The following is a 21867-nucleotide window of genomic DNA, read 5'->3' as shown; positions in this document are numbered from 1 at the left end:
GGCGAATGGAATTCGTGGCTACACAAACTCTCGTCCGCCTTTGCGGACTAAGAGAAAATTAAGGTTTTTAACCCATATCGGTGGGTAAAGTCTCCTGTAGACGCGGTTTATAACCGCCCTTTTAACGTTAGGGACTGACAAATAAAAAAACATCCCAAATTTTCTTGTGGGATGAGTGCCCTCACCATTGGTGTCAAGTTAAGAAAAATGGATGGCTGTCAAGAGTGGACAAATCAATGGTAAAAGTCAACACAAGGGTGTTGAAAAAGCCATGAGTAAACCACGGAAAAAACAAGGTAATCCAGATTTTCGCCATCGAGTCAGCGTACCGGCTCCAGGCAGTAAAGAGATAGAATCACGCCTGTTTGAACTAATCAGCTTAGGTATATTTACTAACCTCAAAGGGGTAAAAGACAAAGAACAGAGCTTGCGTTCACGAGTACTGACCTTACCAGTCATGGCAGCAATAGTGTTGAGTCTAGTGTATCGACAAGTACAACATCTCACGGATGTATTGCGATCGCTAGAAATAGAAGGATTAATCTGGGTAGAAGCAACGAAAGTCAGTAAACTTGCGTTGTCTCAAAGACATTTGACTAATCTTCTTGACCCACAACAACTTTCAGCACAAGAAATTTGTAATTTATACTGACGACCTTGGTCCATTGAGGAGGCATTTTTATTGACTAAGCGATTGTTGGGCTTGTCCGATCTTTGGGTTGGTGGCACAAACGGTGTACAAATGCAAATATACGCTACTTGGATTTTCTACGCTGTTCTGAATGACTTGTGTGCTGATGTAGCCTAGTTTACCGCCGTAGGCATCGCTCTACGACAGCCTATTGAACGCATTTCCGTAGAAATGGTGTTTCGCATCTGATATTTTTATACCGCCCACTTTTACTTAACCCTAAGTTACAACTTATTCCTTGGCTTGTGGAACATTATCCTTGGATGGGCTTAGTTAAAGCCGTCCGTCAACGTCACCGACGAACGGCTGCTCACTCTCTTGACATCTGGGCTAATGCCTTAACTTGACACCAATGACTTTTCGGCCCACCCCACAAAATTTTGAGAATATTCTGTTGTTATTAACCCAACAATTGTTTAGCCTTAGCTAACACATTATCAACGCTAAAGCCAAACTTCTCTAGACAAACATTGCCTGGAGCCGAAGCACCAAAGCGATCAATACTAACGCAATCGCCTTCAGTGCCTACGTACTTATGCCAACCGAAACTGCTAGCAGCTTCTACAGACAAACGCTTGGTGACAGCTTTCGGCAGAACAGACTCTCTATAAGCCGCATCCTGTGCTTCAAACAGTTCCCATGAAGGTAGCGAGACAACACGGGCTTTCTTACCTTCGGCTTTGAGTTTTTCGGCTGCGCCGACGGCGAGGCTCAGTTCTGAACCAGTGCCAATCAAAATGATATCAGGTGTACCTTCGCTATCCACCACGGTGTATCCACCTTTCGCCACCTTTTCAATTGATGTACCTGGCAAGTTGGGGACGTTTTGACGGCTGAACGCCAACAGGGTAGGAGCGTTTTGCTTCGCCTTCTCGATCGCTATTTTATAAGCGCCAGAGGTTTCGTTACCGTCTGCGGGACGAAACACGGTTAAATTAGGAATGGCTCGCAAGGAAGCCAGAGTTTCAATGGGTTGGTGCGTGGGACCATCTTCACCTTGTCCAATGGAATCGTGAGTCATCACCCAAATTACGCCAGCTTGGGAAAGGGCCGATAAGCGGATGGCAGCACGCATATAATCTGTGAAGATCAAGAAGGTAGCGCCGTAGGGAATTAATCCCGAACTGTGCAGCGCGATACCATTACAGATTGCGCCCATACCATGTTCCCGTACACCAAAGTGGATGTTGGGGTTTTCGTATTGCCCTTTTTGAAAGTCGCCTTTGCCCTTGACTTCGGTAAGGTTGGAGTGGGTTAAGTCAGCCGAACCACCAATCAATTCAGGTAAAACCGCCGCCAGTTTGTTGAGGCAAGTTTCTGAGTGTTTGCGGGTGGGCAGTCCTTTGTCTTCGGGGGTGAAGGTGGGTAGTACCTTATCCCAACCATCTGGTAGTTTGCCGCTTATGTAGCGTTCAAACTCAGCCGCTTCTTGGGCATACTTAGCTTTATAGTCGGCAAATGTTTTGTTCCATTCGGTTTCGTAGCCTGCACCGCGCTCAACTGCTTTGCGTGTGTGGTTGAGGGCATCTTCGGGTACTACGAAAGGCTCGTATTCCCAACCCAAATTTTTCCGAGTCAATGCTACTTCGTCTCCACCAAGGGCAGCACCGTGAACACCAGCAGTGTTTGCTTTATTGGGTGAACCGTAACCAATGGTGGTTGTTACCTTAATCATCGACGGCTTATCGGTTACAGCTTTAGCTTCGGCGATCGCTTTCTCAATTGCCGCTAAATCAGTATTGCCATCTTTGACGTGCAGGACGTGCCAACCGTATGCTTCAAAACGCTTGGAAACATCTTCGGTGAATGCTATATCTGTGGAACCGTCGATGGAAATGTGGTTATCGTCGTACAGAGCGATGAGTTTACCTAATCCCAAATGTCCTGCAAAAGAAGCAGCTTCACCGGAAATTCCTTCCATGTTGCACCCGTCACCTACAATTACGTAGGTGTAATGGTCAACAATCTTGGTATCAGGTTTGTTAAATTTAGCGGACAGGTGCGCTTCGGCGATCGCTAAACCGACTGCATTGGCAATTCCTTGACCTAGTGGACCGGTGGTGACTTCCACGCCTGGGGTCATGAAGTTTTCGGGGTGTCCAGGGGTTTTGGACTCCCATTGACGGAATAGCTTGATATCTTCAATGCTTACACTGTCGTAGCCTGTGAGATAGAGCAGGGCGTACTGCAACATCGAGCCATGACCGGCAGACAAGACAAAGCGATCGCGATTAAACCATTTGGGATTCTTGGGATTAAACTTTAAAAAGCGATCCCAAAGTACAAAAGCCATCGGAGCCGCGCCCATCGGCAGTCCTGGGTGTCCCGATTTCGCCTTTTCTACGGCATCAACAGCCAAGAAGCGGATCGAGTTAATACAAAGTTCTTCGAGGGAAACTTCTTTGGGGGATTGGGTTGCAACAGTCATAATCTCTTGTTTTTAACGACGGGTTAGCACTCTTGGTAGCTTCTCTTGTTGGGGTTATTTTAGATTCCCCACAGTATCCTCATCATCCCACTCCCGCTTGTCCATCGACAAGCGGGATCTCCTGAGTTTCTGGTGATAAATCAAGCTGATAATTGGGTCATGCTGAACGCTTAAATTATATCGGAATGATATTTCTGATACTTTCGTTGGGCATTGGGCATTGGGCATTGGGCATTGGAGGATAAAACTTCTGAATTCTAAATTCTAAATTCTGAATTCTGACTCCTGAATTCTTTTAGACATATTTCTTAAAGGCTAGTGTGACATTATGACCGCCAAACCCAAAAGAATTGGATATTGCCACCTCGACTTTTTGAGCGCGGCTAGAGTTAGGCACGTAATCTAAGTCACACTCTGGATCGGGATTTTCCAGATTGATTGTCGGGGGAATTTGGTCATTAGCGATCGCCAGTACTGTTGCCACTGCTTCAATACCTCCAGAACCGCCCAATAAATGACCTGTCATTGATTTGGTGGAGCTAATTGCCACTTTATAGGCATGTTCTCCCAAAGCTTTTTTGATGGCTGAGGTTTCAGTTGAATCATTAGCTGGGGTGCTAGTGCCGTGGGCATTAATGTAGCTGATCTGTTCGGGAGTTATACTGGCATCTTTGAGCGCTAGTTCGATCGCTCTAGCTGCTCCGAGTCCACCAGGTACGGGGGAGGTAATATGGTAGGCATCACAGGTCATACCATAGCCGATCATTTCGGCATAAATGTGAGCGCCGCGACTGATTGCGTGTTGCAGTTCTTCTAGAATTAAAATTCCTGAACCTTCACCCAAGACAAATCCGTTGCGATCGCGGTCAAAGGGACGGCAAGCTGTATATGGGTCATCATTGCGAAAAGAGAGTGCCTTGCAAGCGGCAAACCCAGCTATCGACAATGGTGTGACAGCTGACTCCGTTCCCCCGCAAATCATCGCCTGGGCGTATCCTCCTTGAATTAAGCGAAAAGCATCTCCGATGGCGTTGGAGCCAGCAGCGCAGGCAGTTACAGGACAGGAGTTTGGCCCTTTAGCACCCGTGTGAATTGCCGTTAATCCTGCGGCCATATTGGCAATCATCATCGGGATCATGAATGGACTACAGCGATCGGGGCCACGGTTGAGGTAGATAGTTTGCTGGTCTTCTAATACCTTAATGCCACCAACGCCAGAACCGATCATGACACCTACCTGTTCTGCATTCAGGTCATTGATCACTAACTCCGCGTTAGATAGAGCCTGTTTTGCTGTCGCAACCCCAAATTGGGCAAATCGATCCATGCGCTTGGCCTCTTTGCGCTCCAAGTAATCATGTGGATCGAAATTTTTAACTTCACCAGCAATACGGCAATCATGGCGAGACGCATCAAATAATGTGATGTAGTCTATACCATTGCGTCCACTCAATAATCCATTCCAATATTCTGTTGCTGTGTTACCTATAGGTGTAATCGCGCCAACACCAGTTACAACAACGCGTTTACGTGTATGATCTGTCATGATTCAGTTAAAAATGGCGAAAAAGCTGCATGGCAAAAAATTCGAGACTAGCGACTAGGTAATGGTGAGCCAGCGCAGTCGGAGCGTCACCCGAAGGGTCTTAAAGATTTCCTTTATGAGAGACTGGCGTTAGTGTCAGCGTTAGCGACGTTCCTAACGTCACCCTTCGTGTGACTAGGTGCTGAAGAAAAATCTCCCCAATCCCCAATCCCTAATCCCCAGTTAAGCTGATGCGGTAACTTTGTTATTGATGTAATCTACTGCGTCTTGAACCGATATAATCTGCTCGGCAGCTTCGTCGGGAATTTCGATATCAAATTCTTCTTCTAAGGCCATCACCAGTTCAACGGTATCCAAGGAATCTGCTCCTAGATCGTCCATAAACTTAGACTGGGGTGTGATTTTGGCAGGGTCGTCAACACTCAATTGGTCGGTGACGATTTTCTTGACCTTTTCAAAAAGTTCCGTTTGGCTCATAAATAATAAAAGTCCTTAACCAGTTGCGAGAATCTGCTCATTTAGAGGAGACATTGTTTTGAGCATATACATCTTATCTTGACATCCTCACCGTCCTAAATGAGCGATGATTCCTCACCACGCTACCACCCCAACGGGAAGTAGTCGCTGAATGGGGTTGACGCTTCAACAAGCACAGCCTCTACCGAGGTCTTACACGCTCTCCACGTCCGTTTTGAGTCTCGGAATGCCGTGCCGCGACTAAGGAAGACAAGCAAAAAATGACTTGCTTTGAGCTTCTGGGATAGATTTTAGACAATTGCCCAGTTGCTTTTGTCTACGCCTGCTCTCACCGTAACTGTTTCAACGTGTCTTGAGCCTAGAAGGGGATTTTTAACTCCATTCGCAGTTTATCAAAAAGCCGCCCTAGAAGTGCGTAGCTCTGTATCTCATTTTTCCTGTCAAGCGCGATCGCCTACTGCTAAGGGTTTTTCTGTGAGAAAACCTTTATTCTAAAAAGAATGGGGTAAGTTTTCTCTTAACACTTGGGCAATGGAGGATGCTACGCCATCGCCGATACCGTGTAAAGGCTTCGGCTTTTCAATTATTGCTAAAATTTTTTACAATGTCTCGATCAGTATTTACAGCCTTGCTAGCAATGAGAATATGTAGACGCGGCGGCTTTGAACCTAGATGGTTAAAGGGTCGCCCAACGTCAAACATCAGAACTTCGGTGCTAACAAGGAATGATAAAACAGTTATTGTTTAGAGCGATCGCTCTAACCCAAACATACTTCTATGCTATCTCACACCCTGAAATACGCTTACTTCCCTGGTTGTGTTGCCCAAGGGGCTTGTCGGGAACTTTACCAGTCAACTCAAGCGCTTACCCAAGCACTGGGCATTGAATTGGTTGAACTTAAAAAAGCTGCTTGCTGCGGTTCTGGCACATTTAAAGAAGATTCCCAACTGCTAGAAGATACAGTCAACGCCAGAAATATTGCTTTAGCAGAAGAATTAAATCTGCCTTTACTTACTCATTGCAGCACTTGTCAAGGTGTTATCGGTCACGTCAACGAACACCTGAAAGAATGCCAGACAACCGACCCTGCCTACATTGAACAGGTTAATGGCTTACTGCATAAAGAAGGCTGTTCACCTTATCGCGGGACTACCGACGTTAAACATCTCCTCTACGCTTTGGTAACAGATTACGGTTTAGAGGAAATTACCAAACGTGTCACCCGGAAGTTAACTGGATTAAAATGTGCGGCTTTTTATGGCTGTTATCTCCTCCGCGCCCAAAAATCTATGCCCTATGATGACCCCTTCCAACCGGAAGCGATGGAAAATATGTTTCGGGCAGTGGGTGCAACACCAATTTATTACCGAGGACGGACGCAATGTTGTGGCTGGCCACTTTCTAGTTATGCCACTACCGAATCTTTCAAGATGGCGGGGATGCATATTCAGGACGCTTTGGCATCTGGTGCTGACTGTATAGTTACGCCTTGTCCTTTGTGCCACTTAAATTTAGATTCGCGTCAGCCAGAAGTGGAAAAGGTGATTGAACAGAAGCTAGGTTTACCAGTGTTGCATTTACCTCAGTTAATTGCTTTGGCACTTGGGGTTAGTCCAAAAGAACTGGGTTTAGAACGCCACATTGTTTCCACAAAGCCAGTATTGGAGAAATTAGGATTTTAGTTTGGCAAGTGCAATGTCATCTGGCGGAGGTGGTGCGTTAAATATCGACGATGGGAGAATTTCAGATTTTACGGGCTATGCTTGTACGGGTGTGAAGCAGAGCGATACCAAAGCGATCGCGAAGGCAAGTTTAAGCTGTCTAAGAGCTAAGTTCAATTCAGCAATAACTTAAAGTTTTTACATCCTTCCATTAGCAACGGGCCAATTTTATAGATCAATACCGTTCAGTTAGTGATATTTTACCCCCCTTAATCCCCCCGATGTATTGGGGGAAATCAAAAATCTCTTTCCCTCCCCTTAGAAAGGGGAGGCTTAGGGTGGGGTAAAACTTTATATCTTCAAAAACATGAAAGGTATTTTCGGAAATTATCCCTTTCAATAAGTTGTGCCAAATCATCCCAACTTTCTGGATCTGAAGTTGGGGAATCCTGGGCGCGACTTGTTAAAGTCGAGCATTAGTTTACTGAGATTGATTTGACTTCAATTTGCGATCGCCCATTACCATGATGCGCCAGAGATGCCATTCCATGTTCTTGGGCACGCAGCTCTTGATCAGATATTTCTGGCTCCTTAATATAGACCGAACTCACTAAGATATTCAGGACTCCACTTTCTTCAGCCTGACGGACAGCGCGATGGGTAATCAATTCACCCACATTTAGAATCACGTTGTCTTCTGGATCAAGAATGACGCGGGTAACTGGACGACCTAGCGCTTGTTCAATTCGTTGCTTCTTCATCGCCCGTGTGCTGCGTCCTTGCAACTTTTCTGCCTGATCTTTCAAAGCTTGCCAGAAAGTGTTAAGGTTCTTTTGGGCAACGCTTGCTTGATCGCGCAATTGAACTTTGGTTTCTAACCATGTGTCACTTGCGGTAGAGCTAACTGCGCTTGCCAGAGCCAGACCAGCAGCGTTCAGTAATTCTACTTGTTTGCCGTAAATTTGGGCGCGTTCAAGGACCGATTCAGTTACAATCTGCCCAGATGCTGCAATAATTAAGCCATCGTTAGCACGCACTGTTTGCAGGACTCTGCGCCCTCTTGCCTGCTGGATCGCCACATATTCTGCCAGCCCATCAACCGAGTGACGTAGGTTAGCAGCACCTTTCTGAGTTGCGCTCTGAATTTGATTGCTAGTAGATTCTGTTGCTGCTTTCAAATTGCGGCTGATGTTTGCAGTCAGACTGCCACCCGTAGCTCGATAGAGTTCATCAAGGATGCTCATACGAGCGGCTGCTTCTGCATCGACTAGGGTGACTTCCTGCCCCTGTAGTAGCAGTACACTACCGTCTGGAGTCAGCACATCCCGCTCAACATGCTTGCCAATCACGTATATTTTTTGCTCCGCAGGGTCAACCAGATTGTTTGTCACAGAGGCAGATGCATCTCGATTGAGGTCTTGCAGTTTGCTGCTAGTAGCATCAGTTGCGGCTTGCAGTTGCTCACCTGCATTATCGCTTGCTGACTGTAGCCTGCGGTTCACATTCTCTACTGAGCTTTGCAGTTGCTCACCTGCCGACTGGCTGGCTTTTTGTAGTCTGCGGTTAGCCGTTTGGGCCGATTCTTGCAACCTGTCTTCAGTTGCTTGGACGGCTCCCCGGATACCACCGACCTGTTCTTGCATCATCTGAGCAGTTTCTGGAGGCACAAAGGTAACATCGTAACCAATTGTCAGCGTTTCGGGAGCGGGAACGAACGATCGCCCCGAGTAAGCATCCGCAAATACACCGCCAGAAACTTCGTATCCTTCCACCAGTCCACTATGCTCATCGAAGAACAAATCAACTAGTGCACCAAGGTCGAGTCCCTCAGTGGTCAGAATTCTCGTTCCTTTTAGGACGATATTCTGATGGAGAATCTCTTTAATTGCAGGGACACGATGTACCTTAACAACAGATTCTTTCGAGTTAACGACGATCGCATCTAACCCGATCGCTTGCACTTCTTCCAGGGGAATGACTTTTGCACCCCGAAATAGTCCCTTCTCTTCAACGAGGAAACCCAAAAGTTGATTGTGTTTTTGATCAAAAATTAAATCTATAATTCGCTCAATTTTCTTACCATTGTCATAGGTAACAACTACTTTATCGATAACATCACTACCTTTACGCATTTATCTATCCCTCGCAGTTTTTATTGATTGGGTTGTCCAGTCACTTGTTCGTTGGTTGGCTGAATTTTTAGCTGAAAGTATCGTCCCTCTCTGCCAAAACCGGGAACTATGTCAATAACGCCAAAGTATTCTAGGAGTACCCCGAAGATGGCAACAAGGGTGATGAGAACGGTGATGTTTGCTCCAGTATTAGAGCGCTGTCCTACGAGCCTGGGCATTTTTTCCTCTTATTTCTGATTGTTTTTTTATCGTCAAGCTTGCTGTAAAAATGAGACAAGTTTGTTTACATCATTTGTACGTACATATCTATCCTCCGGCATATGCCATCGTTCATTTACCTCTTCAGAAAGTAATAAATTCAAAAAATATATTTCTCAAAGTAGATGTATTAGCTATTTATTATCCAGACTTTTTTTAGGGAAAATAAATATTTTTATTTCTAACTTTAATAATAATATTCTAATACTTCAAGGATAATTTTAGTTAATATATTTGTGAGCCATTGTTAAAAATTAAATTGATTCGCACAAACTATAGCAATCCGAATTGAAACGTGAGAAAATACTGAGATTAAAAGTACCTATTTTAAAGCCTTTCAGCGATTTTGTCTCTCACGAATGATTTAGGATTGCTATATACAACCTATACGCTATTCAAACATTCGCTGAAACATGATTTAAAAATACTCTAATCACTCCAAATCCCGTTTTGTAGGGGAGCCAGTGCGTTGCTTTTGGTACTTTTACCAATGACTCATCTATACTTAGATCCGGTCATATTCTTCGGAGCGCCCGTTTTCGGCGACGTTATTGCTGTGACTGAGGATGTTAGTTTGACTGCGCTCACTCCTGAGATTATATTTATTATCTAAGGTTTTCAGTAATCAGAGATCCTACACGACATTTGCGAGCGCTAATTTTCCCGGTTATGGTATCTATGCCTTTGGGAATGTATTTGCCAGACCGAAATCAATTTTGGATTTTAGATTTTAGATTGAAAAGAGCAATAAAGTCACGGGCAAGTCAAGTAATTTTAGATTTATTCTCACATTTAAATTCGGGGGCAATTCTTAGAAACGCTCTCGCCTTCAGACCTATTTAAATTTTGGATTTTGAATCTTCAATCCAAAATCCAAAATTTAAAATCTAAAATTCGGTGAGGTTTAGATGAAGTTAATCATTGCTATTGTTTAATTTACGTTGTAATTGTTTTAGCGATTGATACATATCTGGTAGGCGACTATAAACAGCACATACCTTGAGATATAGTTTATGAGGAATGGCTGGAGTTCCAGAGACAATTTCTCCTGCTGCAACATCGTGTAAAATGCCAGTTCGAGCCGAAGCGATCGCCCCATCACCAATTTTCGCTTGATTGGCAATTCCTACTTGCCCAGCTAAAATTACCCGATTCCCAAGTTTTACAGCGCCCGCCATACCAGCCTGACCGGCGATCGCACAGCCTGCACCAATTTGGCAACCATGACCTATTTGCACTAAGTTATCAATTACTGTATTGCGACCGATCCGGGTTTCTCCCACGGCTGGGCGGTCAATGGCGCTATTGCAGCCTACTTCTACGCCATCTTCTAAGACTGTATAGCCAGATTGTTGCATTTTGAACCAACCAGTCCGGGTAGGAACAAAACCAAAGCCTTCTGCACCGATGACAGCACTACTGTGAATGACGCAATCTGCACCAATGTGGGTACGTTCGTGGATGGTACAGTTGGCGTGTAAGGTGGTGCGATCGCCTATTTTGGCATCTGGATAAATCACCACATTCGGATGAATGATTACGCCATTGCCAATTTCTACCCCTTGTTGAATCACAGCATGGGGGCCAATATAAACATCGCTACCAACTTTTGCGGTGGAGTGAATCACAGCAGTGGGATGAATTTCTGGGATGGGGCGATATGGTTGGTAAAAAAGTGCGATCGCTTTGGCAAACAACAGTCGCGGATCTGAGGTCGCTATCCAGACAATATCGCTTTGGTGTGCAAGCACCTGTAATTTTTCGTCCTGGGGCAAAATTAAAGCACTAGCATTGGTCTTGCCGATAAAAGACCCAAATTTTGCACCTTCTACGTAGCTGAGAGTACCGATGGTAGCTTCATCAATAGCTGCTATCCCGGTAATTTCTGGGTCATGGTCTGGGTTGCTAGTCAGGCTATGATTGGTGGCTGCTTCACCAAATTGGCGGAGGATTTCGCTGAATTTCATTGTTGGGTGTGTTCAAAATTGATCTACAAAGGATGGTAGCTTTATTTTTGCCGCTTTGTACTAGCGAGATAATTAGTAAACCTATTGCGAAAATATTTGAACCGCCAGGGACTCAAGTCACTGGCTAATAGCAAAAGTCTGTTGAAACTGACTAAAAGTAATGTCATGAGTCAATTTAAACAGACTTGAGCTATTAGCACTAAAGTTTTATTATTAACGATGAACAAGATGATTTTTCTGTTTATATGCTACATGAAAAGGACACAATCGAATAAATAAACACATTTGTTAGGGATTGGATAGAGGTATATGTAGAAGATGCTGAATATTGGATAAGGAGAGGAGTAAGATAAAATTTAAAAGTTATCTTTTTAATAATAAATTTTAAATAGAACTGTTATATTATTCTGCTAAATTAATTTTTATAAGTTAGTAGTAAGCACTTAAGTGCTTACTACTAACTCTCTTAAGCTGTCTGGCTAGTCGCCATTGCTATCCCTGCTAAATACCCAGTTGTCCAAGCACTTTGGAAGTTAAACCCACCGGTAACGCCATCAATATCTAAGATTTCTCCGGCAAAATAAAGACCAGGAACTAATCTACTTTCCATTGTCTTGAAGTTGACTTCTTTGAGGTTGACGCCGCCACAGGTAACAAATTCTTCTTTGAAGGCTCCTTTACCGTTGATTAAATATTGTCCCTGAGTAAGTTCTTGCACCAATTGATTTAATGTTTTACTAGATATTTCTGCCCAACGGTCTTCTGTGGTAATGCCTGCACGGGCAATGATATATTGCCAGAGACGATGGGGTAGATCAACACCACGATGCAATGCGATCGCTTTCTTTCCCCATTCATCCTTGACTGCTAAAACTTTTTCTCGCACTTGTTCTTGGTGCATAAGGGGCAGCCAATTAATCAATAATGTGGCTTGATAGCGGTTTTGGTGCAGAACTCTCGCACCCCAAGCAGAAAGCTTCAAAACGGCGGGGCCACTCAAACCCCAATGAGTAATTAGCAATGCCCCAGTTTGTTGTAATTGGGATTTTCCGCCCGCAGATAACCGCAATTGAGCAGGGTTAACGCTAACTCCAGCTAATTCCCTCAGCTTTTGATCGAGAATATTGAAGGTAAATAACGAGGGTACTGGCGGTTCAATTTGATGACCTAACTCTCGGACAATTTTATAACCCACAAGGCTACTACCGGTCGCCAGAAGTAGGCGATCGCATTTAATCGTCTCTCCCGACTTCAGAAGAATTTCAAACCCCCCATCTGCTGCGGTTCGTTTCACTGAAGTTACGTGTGTACCGATACGGAGTTTTACTCCAGATGTCGCTACTGCTTTAATTAGACATTCCACAATGGTTTCTGAAGTATTGGTGACAGGAAACATCCGGCCATCAGCTTCAGTTTTGAGATAGACTCCACCAGCAGCAAACCAAGCTACTGTATCTTGAGGGCCAAAGCGAGTCAAAGCACCCCGCAAAGCTTTTGCACCTCTGGGGTAATTTTGCACTAACTCCTCAGAGTCAAAGCAAGCATGAGTAACGTTGCAGCGTCCGCCACCAGAAATTAGCACTTTCGCTAGGGGTTGGCGACTGGCTTCAACTAAAGTAACTTCGGCTTGGGGATTTGCTTTAGCACAAGCGATCGCGCCAAAAAATCCCGCAGCCCCACCCCCAATAACTACAATTTGTAACGGTAACAATTTCAAAAATATCTCTTTTAAAGCACCTACTCTCTAGGCTAGCTGTTCTGTTCACTCTTCATCAGGTTCAAAGTCCTCTTTTGTCGCACCGCAAGTCGGACATACCCAATCATCTGGTATATCTTCAAAGGCTGTTCCCGGCTCTATACCGCTATCTGGATCGCCTACTTCTGGGTCATATTCATAGGCGCAAACAGTACATTTATACTTTGCCATGCTCCTTTCCTCTAGTAAATTGTTGGCATTGCTTTACTAATTAAATACTTCATGTACAGAGTTACAATAAGCACGCTACAATTCTTAAACTAGACTACGGCATGAAATTAAATACGCCACCATCTCCTTTGCACATAACTGATAATGGCTATTGCGATCGCCCCAAGTAGAAATAGGCAAATAATTCCACCTGGAATAAAAGTGAGAATACCAAAGCCTCTCAGTACCCAGACGGCGACGCTAATGCCAAGAAGGATACCAAAAATCTGGATTAATCTACGATTTAAAGAAGATTGACTCACCTACTTTTCCTCTCAACTCAACAGACATTACATTTGATATTGACAATAAAATATGAAGTTACGATGAAGTTACAGTTTCATCATAAATAACACGTAAAAATCGAGAAATGATATCCAAACGTTGGGCTAAGGTGCTTGATATTAGGTAGTGTTTGTGCAATTCTAGCTGTTAACAACGCAGTTTTTTATCTACAAATATTGCTTTGATAAAACTCACTTAAGTATTGATTGTGTTAATTGTGTTCAGAAATACAGGTTTGATCGTAAACTGTCTGAAATAATTACCAAAAAGCCACGTTTCCAGAATAAGTATTAGACTGGAACTAAAATTTAGTGGGTTGGATCTAAATCAAGTTTTATGACTTGTAGTTTCAACTTCATTTAGGTGGATGAGTTGAGGAGTAACTTAAATCATTATGTCTGCGTCTTATATATCAGACTCAATTATTGCAGGTTCAGATATGGCTTGGAATCAAGACAAGCAAAGGTTGCTCGTAGAGGGTGAAATTTTGGTAGAAACCCGATCGCACAAGACGTGGGGTGGCGCTGTGACAGCCTGGATGTATTTGCCGATGGTGCGATCGCAAGTTTGGCAGCAACTAACTGATTACCCTTGTTGGGTACAATATTTTCCTGACATCATCAAAAGCGAAGTTTTGCATAAAGGCGATACCAAACATCTGTATCAAGTAGCACAAAAAGCCTTTGTCTTTTTCACGGCTCAAGTTGAAATTTATCTCAACGTCGTGGAAGTACTAGGTCAACAAATCCAATTCCGTATGGTGAAAGGAACTTTTCTGGACTTTACAGCCAAGTTGGAGCTAGAAGATTGTGGTAATGGTACTCTACTAGCTTACAGTGTGCAAGCTACGCCTAATATCCCCATACCTTCAATTTTTATTCAACAAGCCATGAACTTTGAGTTACCTACGAATATGCGTAAAATGCGACAAGTTATGTGTAAGAATCAAGCGTATTGATCTTTAATTAGCTGGTAAGTAAGTGGACGTGAATAATTAAAGGTTTGTAGTAAGGACTCAAGCCCCTACTACGAATCAATTTAATTAGATTTACATTGCCTAACATGGTTGGATTTATTCTTGCCCACTTACTTAAACACCTCGACTGGTAAACGGCTAAACGATAACCTTTCATTTTGCACATCTACAAAAATAGTGTCGCCGTCGTTGAATTCGCCGCGCAAGATGTATTTAGCAATTTGAGTTTCTAACTCTCGCTGAATCGCCCGTTTCAGTGGACGCGCCCCATATACTGGGTCATACCCTACTTCTGCTAAAAAGTCAAGTGCAATATCCGAGAGTTTGAGGGATATTTTGCGATCGCCCAATCTTTTCCGCAATCTCTCAACTTGCAACAGCACAATTTGCCGCAATTCCTTCTTATCTAAGCCGTGGAAGATGATGATTTCGTCAACTCGGTTAAGGAACTCTGGACGGAAGCTATTTCGCATCGCCTCCATGACTCGACGGCGCATTTCGTCGTAGTGGGCGTTATCTCCGGCGACATCGAGAATATACTGTGAACCGATGTTGCTGGTCATGATGATAATAGCGTTTTTGAAGTCTACCTTATGACCTTGGGCATCAGTGACGCGACCATCATCAAGAATTTGCAGGAATATATTGAAGACATCGGGGTGTGCTTTCTCGATTTCGTCAAAGAGAATCACTGAGTAAGGACGGCGACGAATCGCTTCTGTAAGTTGTCCGCCTTCTTCGTAACCCACGTATCCTGGAGGCGCACCAATCAGCCTCGAGACGGCGTGTTTCTCCATATACTCCGACATATCGATTCGCACCAGCGCATCTTCGCTATCGAACATATACGCCGCCAGTGCTTTCGCCAATTCAGTTTTACCCACACCCGTCGGCCCAAGGAAAATAAAGCTAGCGATCGGACGATTAGGATCAGCCAATCCAGCGCGCGATCGCTGAATTGCATCGGCTACAGCTGTGACTGCTTCTTCTTGTCCAATCACGCGGTGGTGCAGTTCATCTTCTAAATGCAGCAGTTTCTCTTTCTCAGATTCCACCAACTTGCTAATCGGAATCCCTGTCCATTTAGAAATAATTTCAGCAATATCACCTTCTGTGACTTCTTCCCGTAATAGTGATTTACCACTTCTTTGAGTGCTTGCTAATTCAGCTTCTACTGCTTCCAATTGACGATGCAAACTGGTCAAAGTGCCGTATTTCAACTCCGCGGCGCGGTTAAGATCGTAGTCGCGTTCTGCTTGCTGAATCTCTAAGTTAGCCTGTTCAATCTCTTTTTTAACGGACTGAATTTTGTCAATAATATCTTTTTCAGATTGCCATTGAGTATTGAGTGTTCTTTGTTCTTCTTTGAGATCGGCAATTTCTTTTTCCAGTCTTTCTAGACGTTCACGAGAAGCTGCATCACTTTCTTTTTGCAGCGAAAGCTTCTCCATTTCCAATTGCAGAATCTTGCGATCAATTTCGTCGAGTTCTTCAGGTTTGGAGGTAATCTCCATTTTCAGCCTAGCTGCGGCTTCATCTACCAAGTCAATTGCCTTATCTGGTAAGAAGCGATCGCTAATATATCGACTCGATAATATCGCTGCTGCAACTAAAGCACTATCAGAAATCTTTACCCCGTGGTGGTTTTCATAACGTTCTCTCAACCCGCGCAAAATCGAAATACTATCTTCCACACTAGGCTGATCTACATAAACTTGCTGGAAACGTCTTTCCAATGCCGCATCTTTTTCGATATATTTGCGGTATTCATCTAACGTTGTCGCCCCAATACAGCGCAATTCGCCCCGCGCCAACATTGGTTTTAATAAGTTACCCGCATCCATCGCGCCTTGGCTTGCACCAGCGCCGACAACGGTGTGAATTTCATCGATAAATAAAACAATATCACCGCGAGATTCGGTAACTTCTTTTAATACTGCTTTCAGGCGTTCTTCAAATTCACCCCGGAATTTTGCCCCGGCAATCAAAGCACCCATATCTAAAGCTATTAGCTTGCGGTTTTCGAGGGATTGAGGGACATCACCGGCAATAATGCGTTGTGCCAATCCTTCAGCGATCGCAGTTTTACCAACACCTGGTTCACCAATTAACACAGGGTTATTCTTGGTACGGCGTGACAAAATTTGGATGGTGCGGCGAATCTCATCATCCCGTCCAATCACTGGATCGAGTTGACCTTTACGCGCGGCTTCTGTGAGATCACGCCCGTATTTTTCCAGTGCTTCGTATTTGCCTTCTGGATTTTGGTCGGTCACTTTTTGGTTCCCCCGAATTTGTTTAATAATATCTTTTAGTTTGCTTTCGTCTAAACCGAATTCTTGAAATAAAGCTTTGCCAAAGCGGTCATCTTTAGCGTAAGCCAGCAATAAGTGTTCAATTGAAATATATTCATCTTGAAACTCTTTACGATATCCGTCTGCTCGATCTAGAAGTGTATCCAAGCTGCGTCCTAAGTAGACAGAACTGCTGGTACCGGATACTTTTGGCTGACGTTGTAAAAATTGTTCAGTGCGTTGGCGAAGCCTCTCTGGAAGAGACTCGCGCAGTTTTTGAAGATTAACACCCGCCTTTGTGAGAATCCCAGTTGCTAGACCATCTTGTTCTAGCAGCGCTTTCATCAGATGTTCACTTTCTATCTGCTGTTGTTGATATTGTTTAACAATATCAGGAGTATGGGCGATCGCTTCCCAGGCTTTTTCTGTAAATTGGTCTGGATTAGTAGGTTGCATAGGATTTTTGAGGAACGTAGAGGCTTAGTAGCTTGTCGAAGCGGCGGTTCGGGTCTATCTGAACTTTTGAAGACGGGCTACCACCAAGACATCAAGTAAATAAAATTTCTTTCTGTTCTCAATAGATATTGTAATAAGAGGAGAGCGATCGCCTAGATCGGTGTTCACATCTTGTAAAAGTGGTATTTTCCCCTAGTTCCGATTTTCCTATTTATTGTTGTGCTGTACGACTACGGAAACAAACTCAAGCGAATCCATAATTGTCGGGCTGCCACTTGAGAAGTACTGTTCATCTCCAAATATTCGATAGTGACTTTTCCAGAGGAAGTAATGCCTATAATCTTGCCAGATTGAGTATCAACCTGAAAATGCTCACTCCACTTATCCTGTCTGGGATGAAAGAAAGTAACTTCAGTCTTGGAAGCAGGCATAATGCCACTAATACGAGTTCCTTTACGGAGATTAAACGAGCGACACGCAAGGGCTAAATTTGCTTCCTCGTTTTCACCTTGCCGAGAGAGCGGGATGATATGCTCAACCTCAAATGGAAAATTAAAAATTAGTTCAGGGGCTTGGCAGTATTCACAACGATGGTTGGCACGCCCAGCGATCGCAGCGTAATACCGATTCACAAACTCTCTTGCTGTATCAATGCAGCTGTTCGGGCTGCTGCTGCTCTTAATTCAGTCTCAACCAAAGTATCTAACTCTGCTTGTTGCGCTGGTGGTAATGCTTGCCCCTGATCTCGTGCCAACCGCCATAAACTCATCAATTCCGATAACCGTTTTTGTTGTTTAGCGCTAAAAAACGGGTCAGGGCTAAAATTTTGAATGACAAGCAGTGCGCTGAACTCCGTTTCACCCAACTGAGTAGTTAACGCATCTAGGGCTTGCCCCGCAGTTTTGCCAACAGAGTGCTTATCCCCTGCAATGGCGCGATAAGTTTTTTCACCATCAGCATCAAAGATTGGCAATATTGCTACTGTTGTCATGCTTCCAGTTTGGAATCCTTTGCCTCAAATTATAGCTCTACGCGAACAACCCCTGAGCAAGCGATTGAAAATTGTAAAAAGCGATTATAGGAAATTCATACTTGCTCTGTAAATTAGTTTTTACTTAAAGGGTGTTACCAGATTAAGTTTGAGCAGAATTACTGAACCAGTTATAGGTAATAGACAAATAAAATATGGTATCTGATAAACCTGCTAAAAAGTAGTTATACTCTTGCAGGCAAAAATCAGATTTTAACCATGCACAAATTTTAATTAAGATATCAGTTTTATGAAACGAATTCTAGGATTAGCAATTGCTTCTTTAATAGCATTTCCTTCGACTGTATTGGCTGCTGATTGGGCTTACTATTTTTTTTATTAGAATGTATGGGTAACTCTCTTAACAATATTTATATAGACATGGTAATAAACAAAATTAATCCTTCATAAGTATAAATCTAAATGCATACACCAAGCATCACCTATTAAAATTCTTCAACCTTGCCTCCACCATTTTCCTCCTGCCCCTACACAGAGTTACCATAATCCCAGGTCGCCTAGTGGATGCTGAAAATGATTGACCCCTACGACTTTGAAGATGATGACTTTGACTTTGAGGATGAGGATTTCTTGAAAATAAAACCCATCAGCCAAATGACTGAAGGGGAAAAGCTACACCGATTTAAGTGGTTCTTCGACAGCAGCAGCCGTGCTATGTTGCAAGACTGTCTATTTCGCATCGTCAATTACGAAGATGGTACCGGCACGTTAGAAATTCTTTGCCCTAATGAAGTCGTAAGACAACGACTTTCCAAGAAGAAGCGCAAAATTACCAACAACATCAACACCTGCTGGAGCCATATCAGATGGTTTTCGCTATGTGTCCAGCAAGATAGTGAGTTGCATTGTCAGAAGTTTACCCGTAATGGTGATTTGGTGACATCTTAGCTGGGGACTGGGGAAGCAGAGGAGAGACAATTGAGTAATGACAAAAAAACAAAAATTTCCTTACCTAGTTGGTTCTAAGTGGACGGCACAGCAAAAAGTTGATGGCTGGCGGCACTTCCAAGTTGTCAACCGGAAAAATCAGGCTAAGTGGGTTTACGCCGAAATGGTTGCGGCTTGTGATCCGAAAGTCCGTTTCTGGATAAATGCCAAATTATTACAAGATAACTCTCAGTGGCAACCTGGCTGGCAAACATTACACGAAATCCAGGAACTTGAAACTGAGGTGTCCTGATTAGCCTCGTTCCCAGTTAGAGACTGGGAATGCCGATCAAGGAGACTCCGCCTGCTTCACTGGCTACAGCAGACCAATAACAAGGGTTTTCAGGTTAATAATCTGAGAAAATATCTGATAATTTAATAATTTTTTACAAAATCAGACTAACTTACTCTCAAGCAGCAATTAAAGGGTCTTAGCTACCGACTGAAAACTGGCAATTTATCTGCGATACCTTCGGTGAGCTACGCTAACGCAAATTCCATTAGTATTTCCAGCATCCGGCTGCATATACCTCTCTTTACCCTTGACCCTGCGCCCCAATACGCTGAAAACACGTTGTACGAACATCAGCTAATTCTATAAAAACCATTCAAAGAAGCTAATTATAGCTTTTTTTATTTTGTAACTATTTTTATAAAAATAAGTGATAAAAACTTTTTATTTACTGTTTTTAGAGTTATTAAAGTCTTTGGAGTTGATAAAACCCCAAATAAACCTAATTAATCTTTAATTCATCATATTAGACGGTTTTACAGATTAAGAGCCACTTTCTTTTCTATGTAATTTGCCCAATAATGACATCAACAGACCTCACGCATCGCCATCTCAGTACAGGTGAAGGCAAATGTTTGAGCCACAAGTTTGACAAGAAGCTATAAGAGGGAAACAACAGTGAAACTAGCAGTCTACGGAAAAGGTGGTATCGGTAAATCCACGACTAGCTGTAATATATCCGTCGCCCTAGCTAAACGTGGCAAGAAAGTGCTGCAAATTGGCTGCGACCCCAAACATGACAGCACCTTCACCCTGACTGGGTTTTTGATTCCCACAATTATCGACACCCTCCAAGAAAAGGACTATCACTACGAAGATGTCTGGCCAGAAGATGTGATTTACAAAGGCTACGGCGGTGTTGATTGCGTAGAAGCTGGTGGACCACCTGCGGGTGCTGGATGCGGCGGCTACGTAGTCGGTGAAACCGTAAAATTACTTAAAGAGCTCAACGCATTTGATGAATACGATATAATTCTTTTCGATGTTCTGGGTGACGTAGTTTGCGGTGGTTTTGCAGCACCACTCAACTATGCAGATTACTGCCTGATCATTACAGACAACGGCTTTGATGCTTTGTTTGCTGCTAACCGGATTGCTGCTTCAGTCCGCGAAAAAGCCCGAACTCACCCACTGCGTTTAGCTGGGTTAATTGGCAACCGCACCTCGAAGCGCGACTTAATTGAAAAATATCTAGAAGCAGTGCCCATGCCAGTTCTAGAAGTTTTACCTTTGATTGAAGATATCCGTGTTTCCCGTGTGAAAGGGAAGACTTTGTTTGAGATGGCAGAACAAGACCCTTCTCTAGACTACGTTTGCGACTACTATCTCAACATCGCTGACCAACTTCTGGCGCGTCCCGAAGGTGTTGTCCCTAACGACACACCAGATCGGGAATTGTTCTCTTTGTTGTCCGATTTTTATTTAAATCCGGGTAAACCCCAGGTTCCTAATTCAGAAGAAGAACTAGACTTGATGATTGTATAAATCACCAACTTCTCAGGATGGGGGACAATAACATGGCTTTCTTTCACAGCTTTACGGATTCATTAAAGCAAAAGTGGTTGCAATTTTTCCAGAACAATCGGGACTGGATTACCCTGCACATGCAAGTGGAATCAGTGTACACCCCTGATGGCGGGAAGCGACCACCTTCTTACCTCATCCTGGGAGTAGTTAACGCCCTAGAGCCAAAGCTAGCGCAGTTAATGTTGCCCTTTGCCAAACTTAATCCTGACGCCGATACGCTGATTGAGGTGCTGGATTTGCATTTTGACCCAGATTTCGCTCTCGGTAATCGCTTTGCCATCAACCCAGAACCGGAAAAATACGGAGATGATTCAGCAGATGTCATTGACGAAAAGCCTGAAGATGAAACATTGACACATTCTCATACAAATGGCTTTGGGTCGGTGGCGGTAGTTGATGAGTTCGCAATCGTGGATTCTGATGATCAAAGCCTGGGGATTAGCGAGTTAGAGGAAACGGAAAATGCCTTTGGCGATATTTCCTTAGCCAACGAACACGAGTCAAAAGATGAGTCTCTCCAAATCTCTAGTCTAGAAGCAGATGAGTTTGGGGAAATTGCCTTCGATACAACAGATGCAATCGATGTAAAGCTGGATGACGACCAGGCACTTGAGGATAGTCCATTAGATGAGAATGCGTTTAAAGACGTGTTATCAGATGTCTGGGGTGATCAAACAGCTTTGCAAAAGGCTGAAGAAAGTAACGATTTTTTAGGGGAAGAACTGCCAGCAGGCGTTTTTGATGAATCAGAAATTGCCCGTCTCTTCCCCAACGCTTAATTATTGCCGTTCCTCACATTTTTAAGTTTTAGATTTGGGTTTTGGATTAGGAATTAGGGAAATTGTCGTCAGACATAGGATACTTTTGTTGTCCCAGTCTTCAATCCAAAATTGTCAATCTAAAATCTAAAATTGGTTGACCTGCCATTAAAT

At 43.6% G+C, this 21867-nt stretch carries 22 protein-coding genes; 9 read left to right on the top strand and 13 right to left on the bottom strand.

The window, feature by feature from the left end; translation table 11 throughout:
* The first annotated feature begins 211 nt into the window (after positions 1–211).
* Positions 212–652: a hypothetical protein gene (locus tag V7K31_RS31790; protein ID WP_442941210.1), complete on the top strand. Its 441-nt coding sequence runs from the start codon at positions 212–214 to the stop codon at positions 650–652.
* A 30-nt stretch (positions 653–682) separates the two neighbouring features.
* The gene (locus V7K31_RS31785; protein WP_442941209.1) at positions 683–808 is read left to right on the top strand and encodes a hypothetical protein; all 126 of its coding nucleotides are present in this window, start codon (positions 683–685) and stop codon (positions 806–808) included.
* A gap of 283 nt (positions 809–1091) precedes the next feature.
* Here the strand turns inward: V7K31_RS31785 and tkt are convergent, their stop codons facing one another.
* The 4 genes from tkt to acpP all read right to left on the bottom strand — a co-directional run bounded on the left by tkt (position 1092) and on the right by acpP (position 5142).
* Positions 1092–3119 carry a transketolase gene (gene tkt, locus V7K31_RS04310; RefSeq protein ID WP_335092792.1) on the bottom strand — a complete coding sequence of 676 codons (2028 nt, stop codon included), beginning with the start codon at positions 3117–3119 and terminating at the stop codon, positions 1092–1094.
* A gap of 54 nt (positions 3120–3173) precedes the next feature.
* The gene (locus tag V7K31_RS04305; protein WP_335092791.1) at positions 3174–3347 is read right to left on the bottom strand and encodes a hypothetical protein; all 174 of its coding nucleotides are present in this window, start codon (positions 3345–3347) and stop codon (positions 3174–3176) included.
* A 67-nt stretch (positions 3348–3414) separates the two neighbouring features.
* Positions 3415–4665, bottom strand: coding sequence for a beta-ketoacyl-ACP synthase II (fabF, locus tag V7K31_RS04300; RefSeq protein ID WP_335092790.1), 1251 nt, complete (start codon positions 4663–4665; stop codon positions 3415–3417).
* Between the two features lie 222 nt (positions 4666–4887).
* Positions 4888–5142 (bottom strand): acyl carrier protein, encoded by a 255-nt coding sequence (gene acpP / locus V7K31_RS04295; RefSeq protein ID WP_334831534.1) that lies wholly within the window; start codon positions 5140–5142, stop codon positions 4888–4890.
* Positions 5143–5919: 777 nt separating this feature from the next.
* Here acpP and V7K31_RS04290 point away from each other — a divergent pair.
* Positions 5920–6825: a CoB--CoM heterodisulfide reductase iron-sulfur subunit B family protein gene (locus tag V7K31_RS04290; RefSeq protein WP_335092789.1), complete on the top strand. Its 906-nt coding sequence runs from the start codon at positions 5920–5922 to the stop codon at positions 6823–6825.
* A 13-nt stretch (positions 6826–6838) separates the two neighbouring features.
* On the top strand, positions 6839–6997 hold the full coding sequence (locus V7K31_RS04285; RefSeq protein ID WP_335092788.1) for a hypothetical protein: 159 nt from the start codon (positions 6839–6841) through the stop codon (positions 6995–6997).
* 283 nt (positions 6998–7280) lie between these two features.
* Here the strand turns inward: V7K31_RS04285 and V7K31_RS04280 are convergent, their stop codons facing one another.
* From V7K31_RS04280 to V7K31_RS04255, 6 genes are all read right to left on the bottom strand, one after another.
* The gene (locus tag V7K31_RS04280) at positions 7281–8936 is read right to left on the bottom strand and encodes a PRC-barrel domain-containing protein (RefSeq protein WP_335092787.1); all 1656 of its coding nucleotides are present in this window, start codon (positions 8934–8936) and stop codon (positions 7281–7283) included.
* 20 nt (positions 8937–8956) lie between these two features.
* Complete coding sequence (locus V7K31_RS04275) at positions 8957–9154, bottom strand: hypothetical protein (protein ID WP_335092785.1); 198 nt, start codon at positions 9152–9154, stop codon at positions 8957–8959.
* A 954-nt stretch (positions 9155–10108) separates the two neighbouring features.
* Positions 10109–11161 (bottom strand): UDP-3-O-(3-hydroxymyristoyl)glucosamine N-acyltransferase, encoded by a 1053-nt coding sequence (gene lpxD, locus V7K31_RS04270; RefSeq protein WP_335092784.1) that lies wholly within the window; start codon positions 11159–11161, stop codon positions 10109–10111.
* Positions 11162–11627: 466 nt separating this feature from the next.
* Entirely contained in the window at positions 11628–12872 is a 1245-nt protein-coding gene (locus V7K31_RS04265) for an NAD(P)/FAD-dependent oxidoreductase (protein ID WP_335092957.1), read from the bottom strand.
* A 51-nt stretch (positions 12873–12923) separates the two neighbouring features.
* Positions 12924–13088, bottom strand: coding sequence for a rubredoxin (gene rd / locus V7K31_RS04260; RefSeq protein WP_335092783.1), 165 nt, complete (start codon positions 13086–13088; stop codon positions 12924–12926).
* 107 nt (positions 13089–13195) lie between these two features.
* Positions 13196–13390, bottom strand: coding sequence for a hypothetical protein (locus V7K31_RS04255; RefSeq protein ID WP_335092781.1), 195 nt, complete (start codon positions 13388–13390; stop codon positions 13196–13198).
* A gap of 416 nt (positions 13391–13806) precedes the next feature.
* Between V7K31_RS04255 and V7K31_RS04250 the strand changes: the two genes are divergently transcribed.
* A complete protein-coding gene (locus V7K31_RS04250) occupies positions 13807–14370 on the top strand; it encodes an SRPBCC family protein (RefSeq protein WP_334942884.1) in 564 nt (187 codons plus the stop codon).
* A 128-nt stretch (positions 14371–14498) separates the two neighbouring features.
* Here V7K31_RS04250 and clpB read toward each other — a convergent pair whose 3' ends face one another.
* The 3 genes from clpB to V7K31_RS04235 all read right to left on the bottom strand — a co-directional run bounded on the left by clpB (position 14499) and on the right by V7K31_RS04235 (position 18129).
* Positions 14499–17138 (bottom strand): ATP-dependent chaperone ClpB, encoded by a 2640-nt coding sequence (clpB, locus tag V7K31_RS04245; protein ID WP_335092779.1) that lies wholly within the window; start codon positions 17136–17138, stop codon positions 14499–14501.
* Between the two features lie 230 nt (positions 17139–17368).
* Entirely contained in the window at positions 17369–17770 is a 402-nt protein-coding gene (locus V7K31_RS04240; protein ID WP_335092778.1) for an HNH endonuclease, read from the bottom strand.
* Positions 17767–18129 (bottom strand): hypothetical protein, encoded by a 363-nt coding sequence (locus tag V7K31_RS04235; RefSeq protein ID WP_335092776.1) that lies wholly within the window; start codon positions 18127–18129, stop codon positions 17767–17769. The genes V7K31_RS04240 and V7K31_RS04235 overlap by 4 nt, the downstream gene beginning before the upstream one ends.
* A 564-nt stretch (positions 18130–18693) precedes the next feature.
* Here V7K31_RS04235 and V7K31_RS04230 point away from each other — a divergent pair.
* From V7K31_RS04230 to V7K31_RS04215, 4 genes are all read left to right on the top strand, one after another.
* The gene (locus V7K31_RS04230; RefSeq protein ID WP_335092775.1) at positions 18694–19077 is read left to right on the top strand and encodes a hypothetical protein; all 384 of its coding nucleotides are present in this window, start codon (positions 18694–18696) and stop codon (positions 19075–19077) included.
* Positions 19078–19114: 37 nt separating this feature from the next.
* Positions 19115–19369, top strand: coding sequence for a TIGR02450 family Trp-rich protein (locus tag V7K31_RS04225; RefSeq protein WP_335092773.1), 255 nt, complete (start codon positions 19115–19117; stop codon positions 19367–19369).
* 657 nt (positions 19370–20026) lie between these two features.
* Positions 20027–20893, top strand: coding sequence for a ferredoxin:protochlorophyllide reductase (ATP-dependent) iron-sulfur ATP-binding protein (gene bchL / locus V7K31_RS04220; RefSeq protein ID WP_335092772.1), 867 nt, complete (start codon positions 20027–20029; stop codon positions 20891–20893).
* 32 nt (positions 20894–20925) lie between these two features.
* Entirely contained in the window at positions 20926–21714 is a 789-nt protein-coding gene (locus V7K31_RS04215; RefSeq protein WP_335092771.1) for a DUF5331 domain-containing protein, read from the top strand.
* Positions 21715–21867 lie beyond the last annotated feature (153 nt).

This window comes from Nostoc sp., assembly GCF_036917675.1.
GTDB lineage: Bacteria > Cyanobacteriota > Cyanobacteriia > Cyanobacteriales > Nostocaceae > Nostoc.
This window is presented reverse-complemented; position numbering and strand designations above follow the sequence as displayed.

Bases quoted from the DNA above. Each gene is read 5' to 3' on its own strand.
- V7K31_RS31790 (WP_442941210.1), top strand. From the start codon at position 212: ATGGCTGTCAAGAGTGGACAAATCAATGGTAAAAGTCAACACAAGGGT.
- tkt (WP_335092792.1), bottom strand. From the start codon at position 3,119: ATGACTGTTGCAACCCAATCCCCCAAAGAAGTTTCCCTCGAAGAACTT.
- V7K31_RS04305 (WP_335092791.1), bottom strand. From the start codon at position 3,347: ATGCCCAATGCCCAATGCCCAACGAAAGTATCAGAAATATCATTCCGA.
- fabF (WP_335092790.1), bottom strand. From the start codon at position 4,665: ATGACAGATCATACACGTAAACGCGTTGTTGTAACTGGTGTTGGCGCG.
- acpP (WP_334831534.1), bottom strand. From the start codon at position 5,142: ATGAGCCAAACGGAACTTTTTGAAAAGGTCAAGAAAATCGTCACCGAC.
- V7K31_RS04290 (WP_335092789.1), top strand. From the start codon at position 5,920: ATGCTATCTCACACCCTGAAATACGCTTACTTCCCTGGTTGTGTTGCC.
- V7K31_RS04285 (WP_335092788.1), top strand. From the start codon at position 6,839: ATGTCATCTGGCGGAGGTGGTGCGTTAAATATCGACGATGGGAGAATT.
- V7K31_RS04280 (WP_335092787.1), bottom strand. From the start codon at position 8,936: ATGCGTAAAGGTAGTGATGTTATCGATAAAGTAGTTGTTACCTATGAC.
- V7K31_RS04275 (WP_335092785.1), bottom strand. From the start codon at position 9,154: ATGCCCAGGCTCGTAGGACAGCGCTCTAATACTGGAGCAAACATCACC.
- lpxD (WP_335092784.1), bottom strand. From the start codon at position 11,161: ATGAAATTCAGCGAAATCCTCCGCCAATTTGGTGAAGCAGCCACCAAT.
- rd (WP_335092783.1), bottom strand. From the start codon at position 13,088: ATGGCAAAGTATAAATGTACTGTTTGCGCCTATGAATATGACCCAGAA.
- V7K31_RS04250 (WP_334942884.1), top strand. From the start codon at position 13,807: ATGTCTGCGTCTTATATATCAGACTCAATTATTGCAGGTTCAGATATG.
- clpB (WP_335092779.1), bottom strand. From the start codon at position 17,138: ATGCAACCTACTAATCCAGACCAATTTACAGAAAAAGCCTGGGAAGCG.
- V7K31_RS04235 (WP_335092776.1), bottom strand. From the start codon at position 18,129: ATGACAACAGTAGCAATATTGCCAATCTTTGATGCTGATGGTGAAAAA.
- V7K31_RS04230 (WP_335092775.1), top strand. From the start codon at position 18,694: ATGCTGAAAATGATTGACCCCTACGACTTTGAAGATGATGACTTTGAC.
- V7K31_RS04225 (WP_335092773.1), top strand. From the start codon at position 19,115: ATGACAAAAAAACAAAAATTTCCTTACCTAGTTGGTTCTAAGTGGACG.
- V7K31_RS04215 (WP_335092771.1), top strand. From the start codon at position 20,926: ATGGCTTTCTTTCACAGCTTTACGGATTCATTAAAGCAAAAGTGGTTG.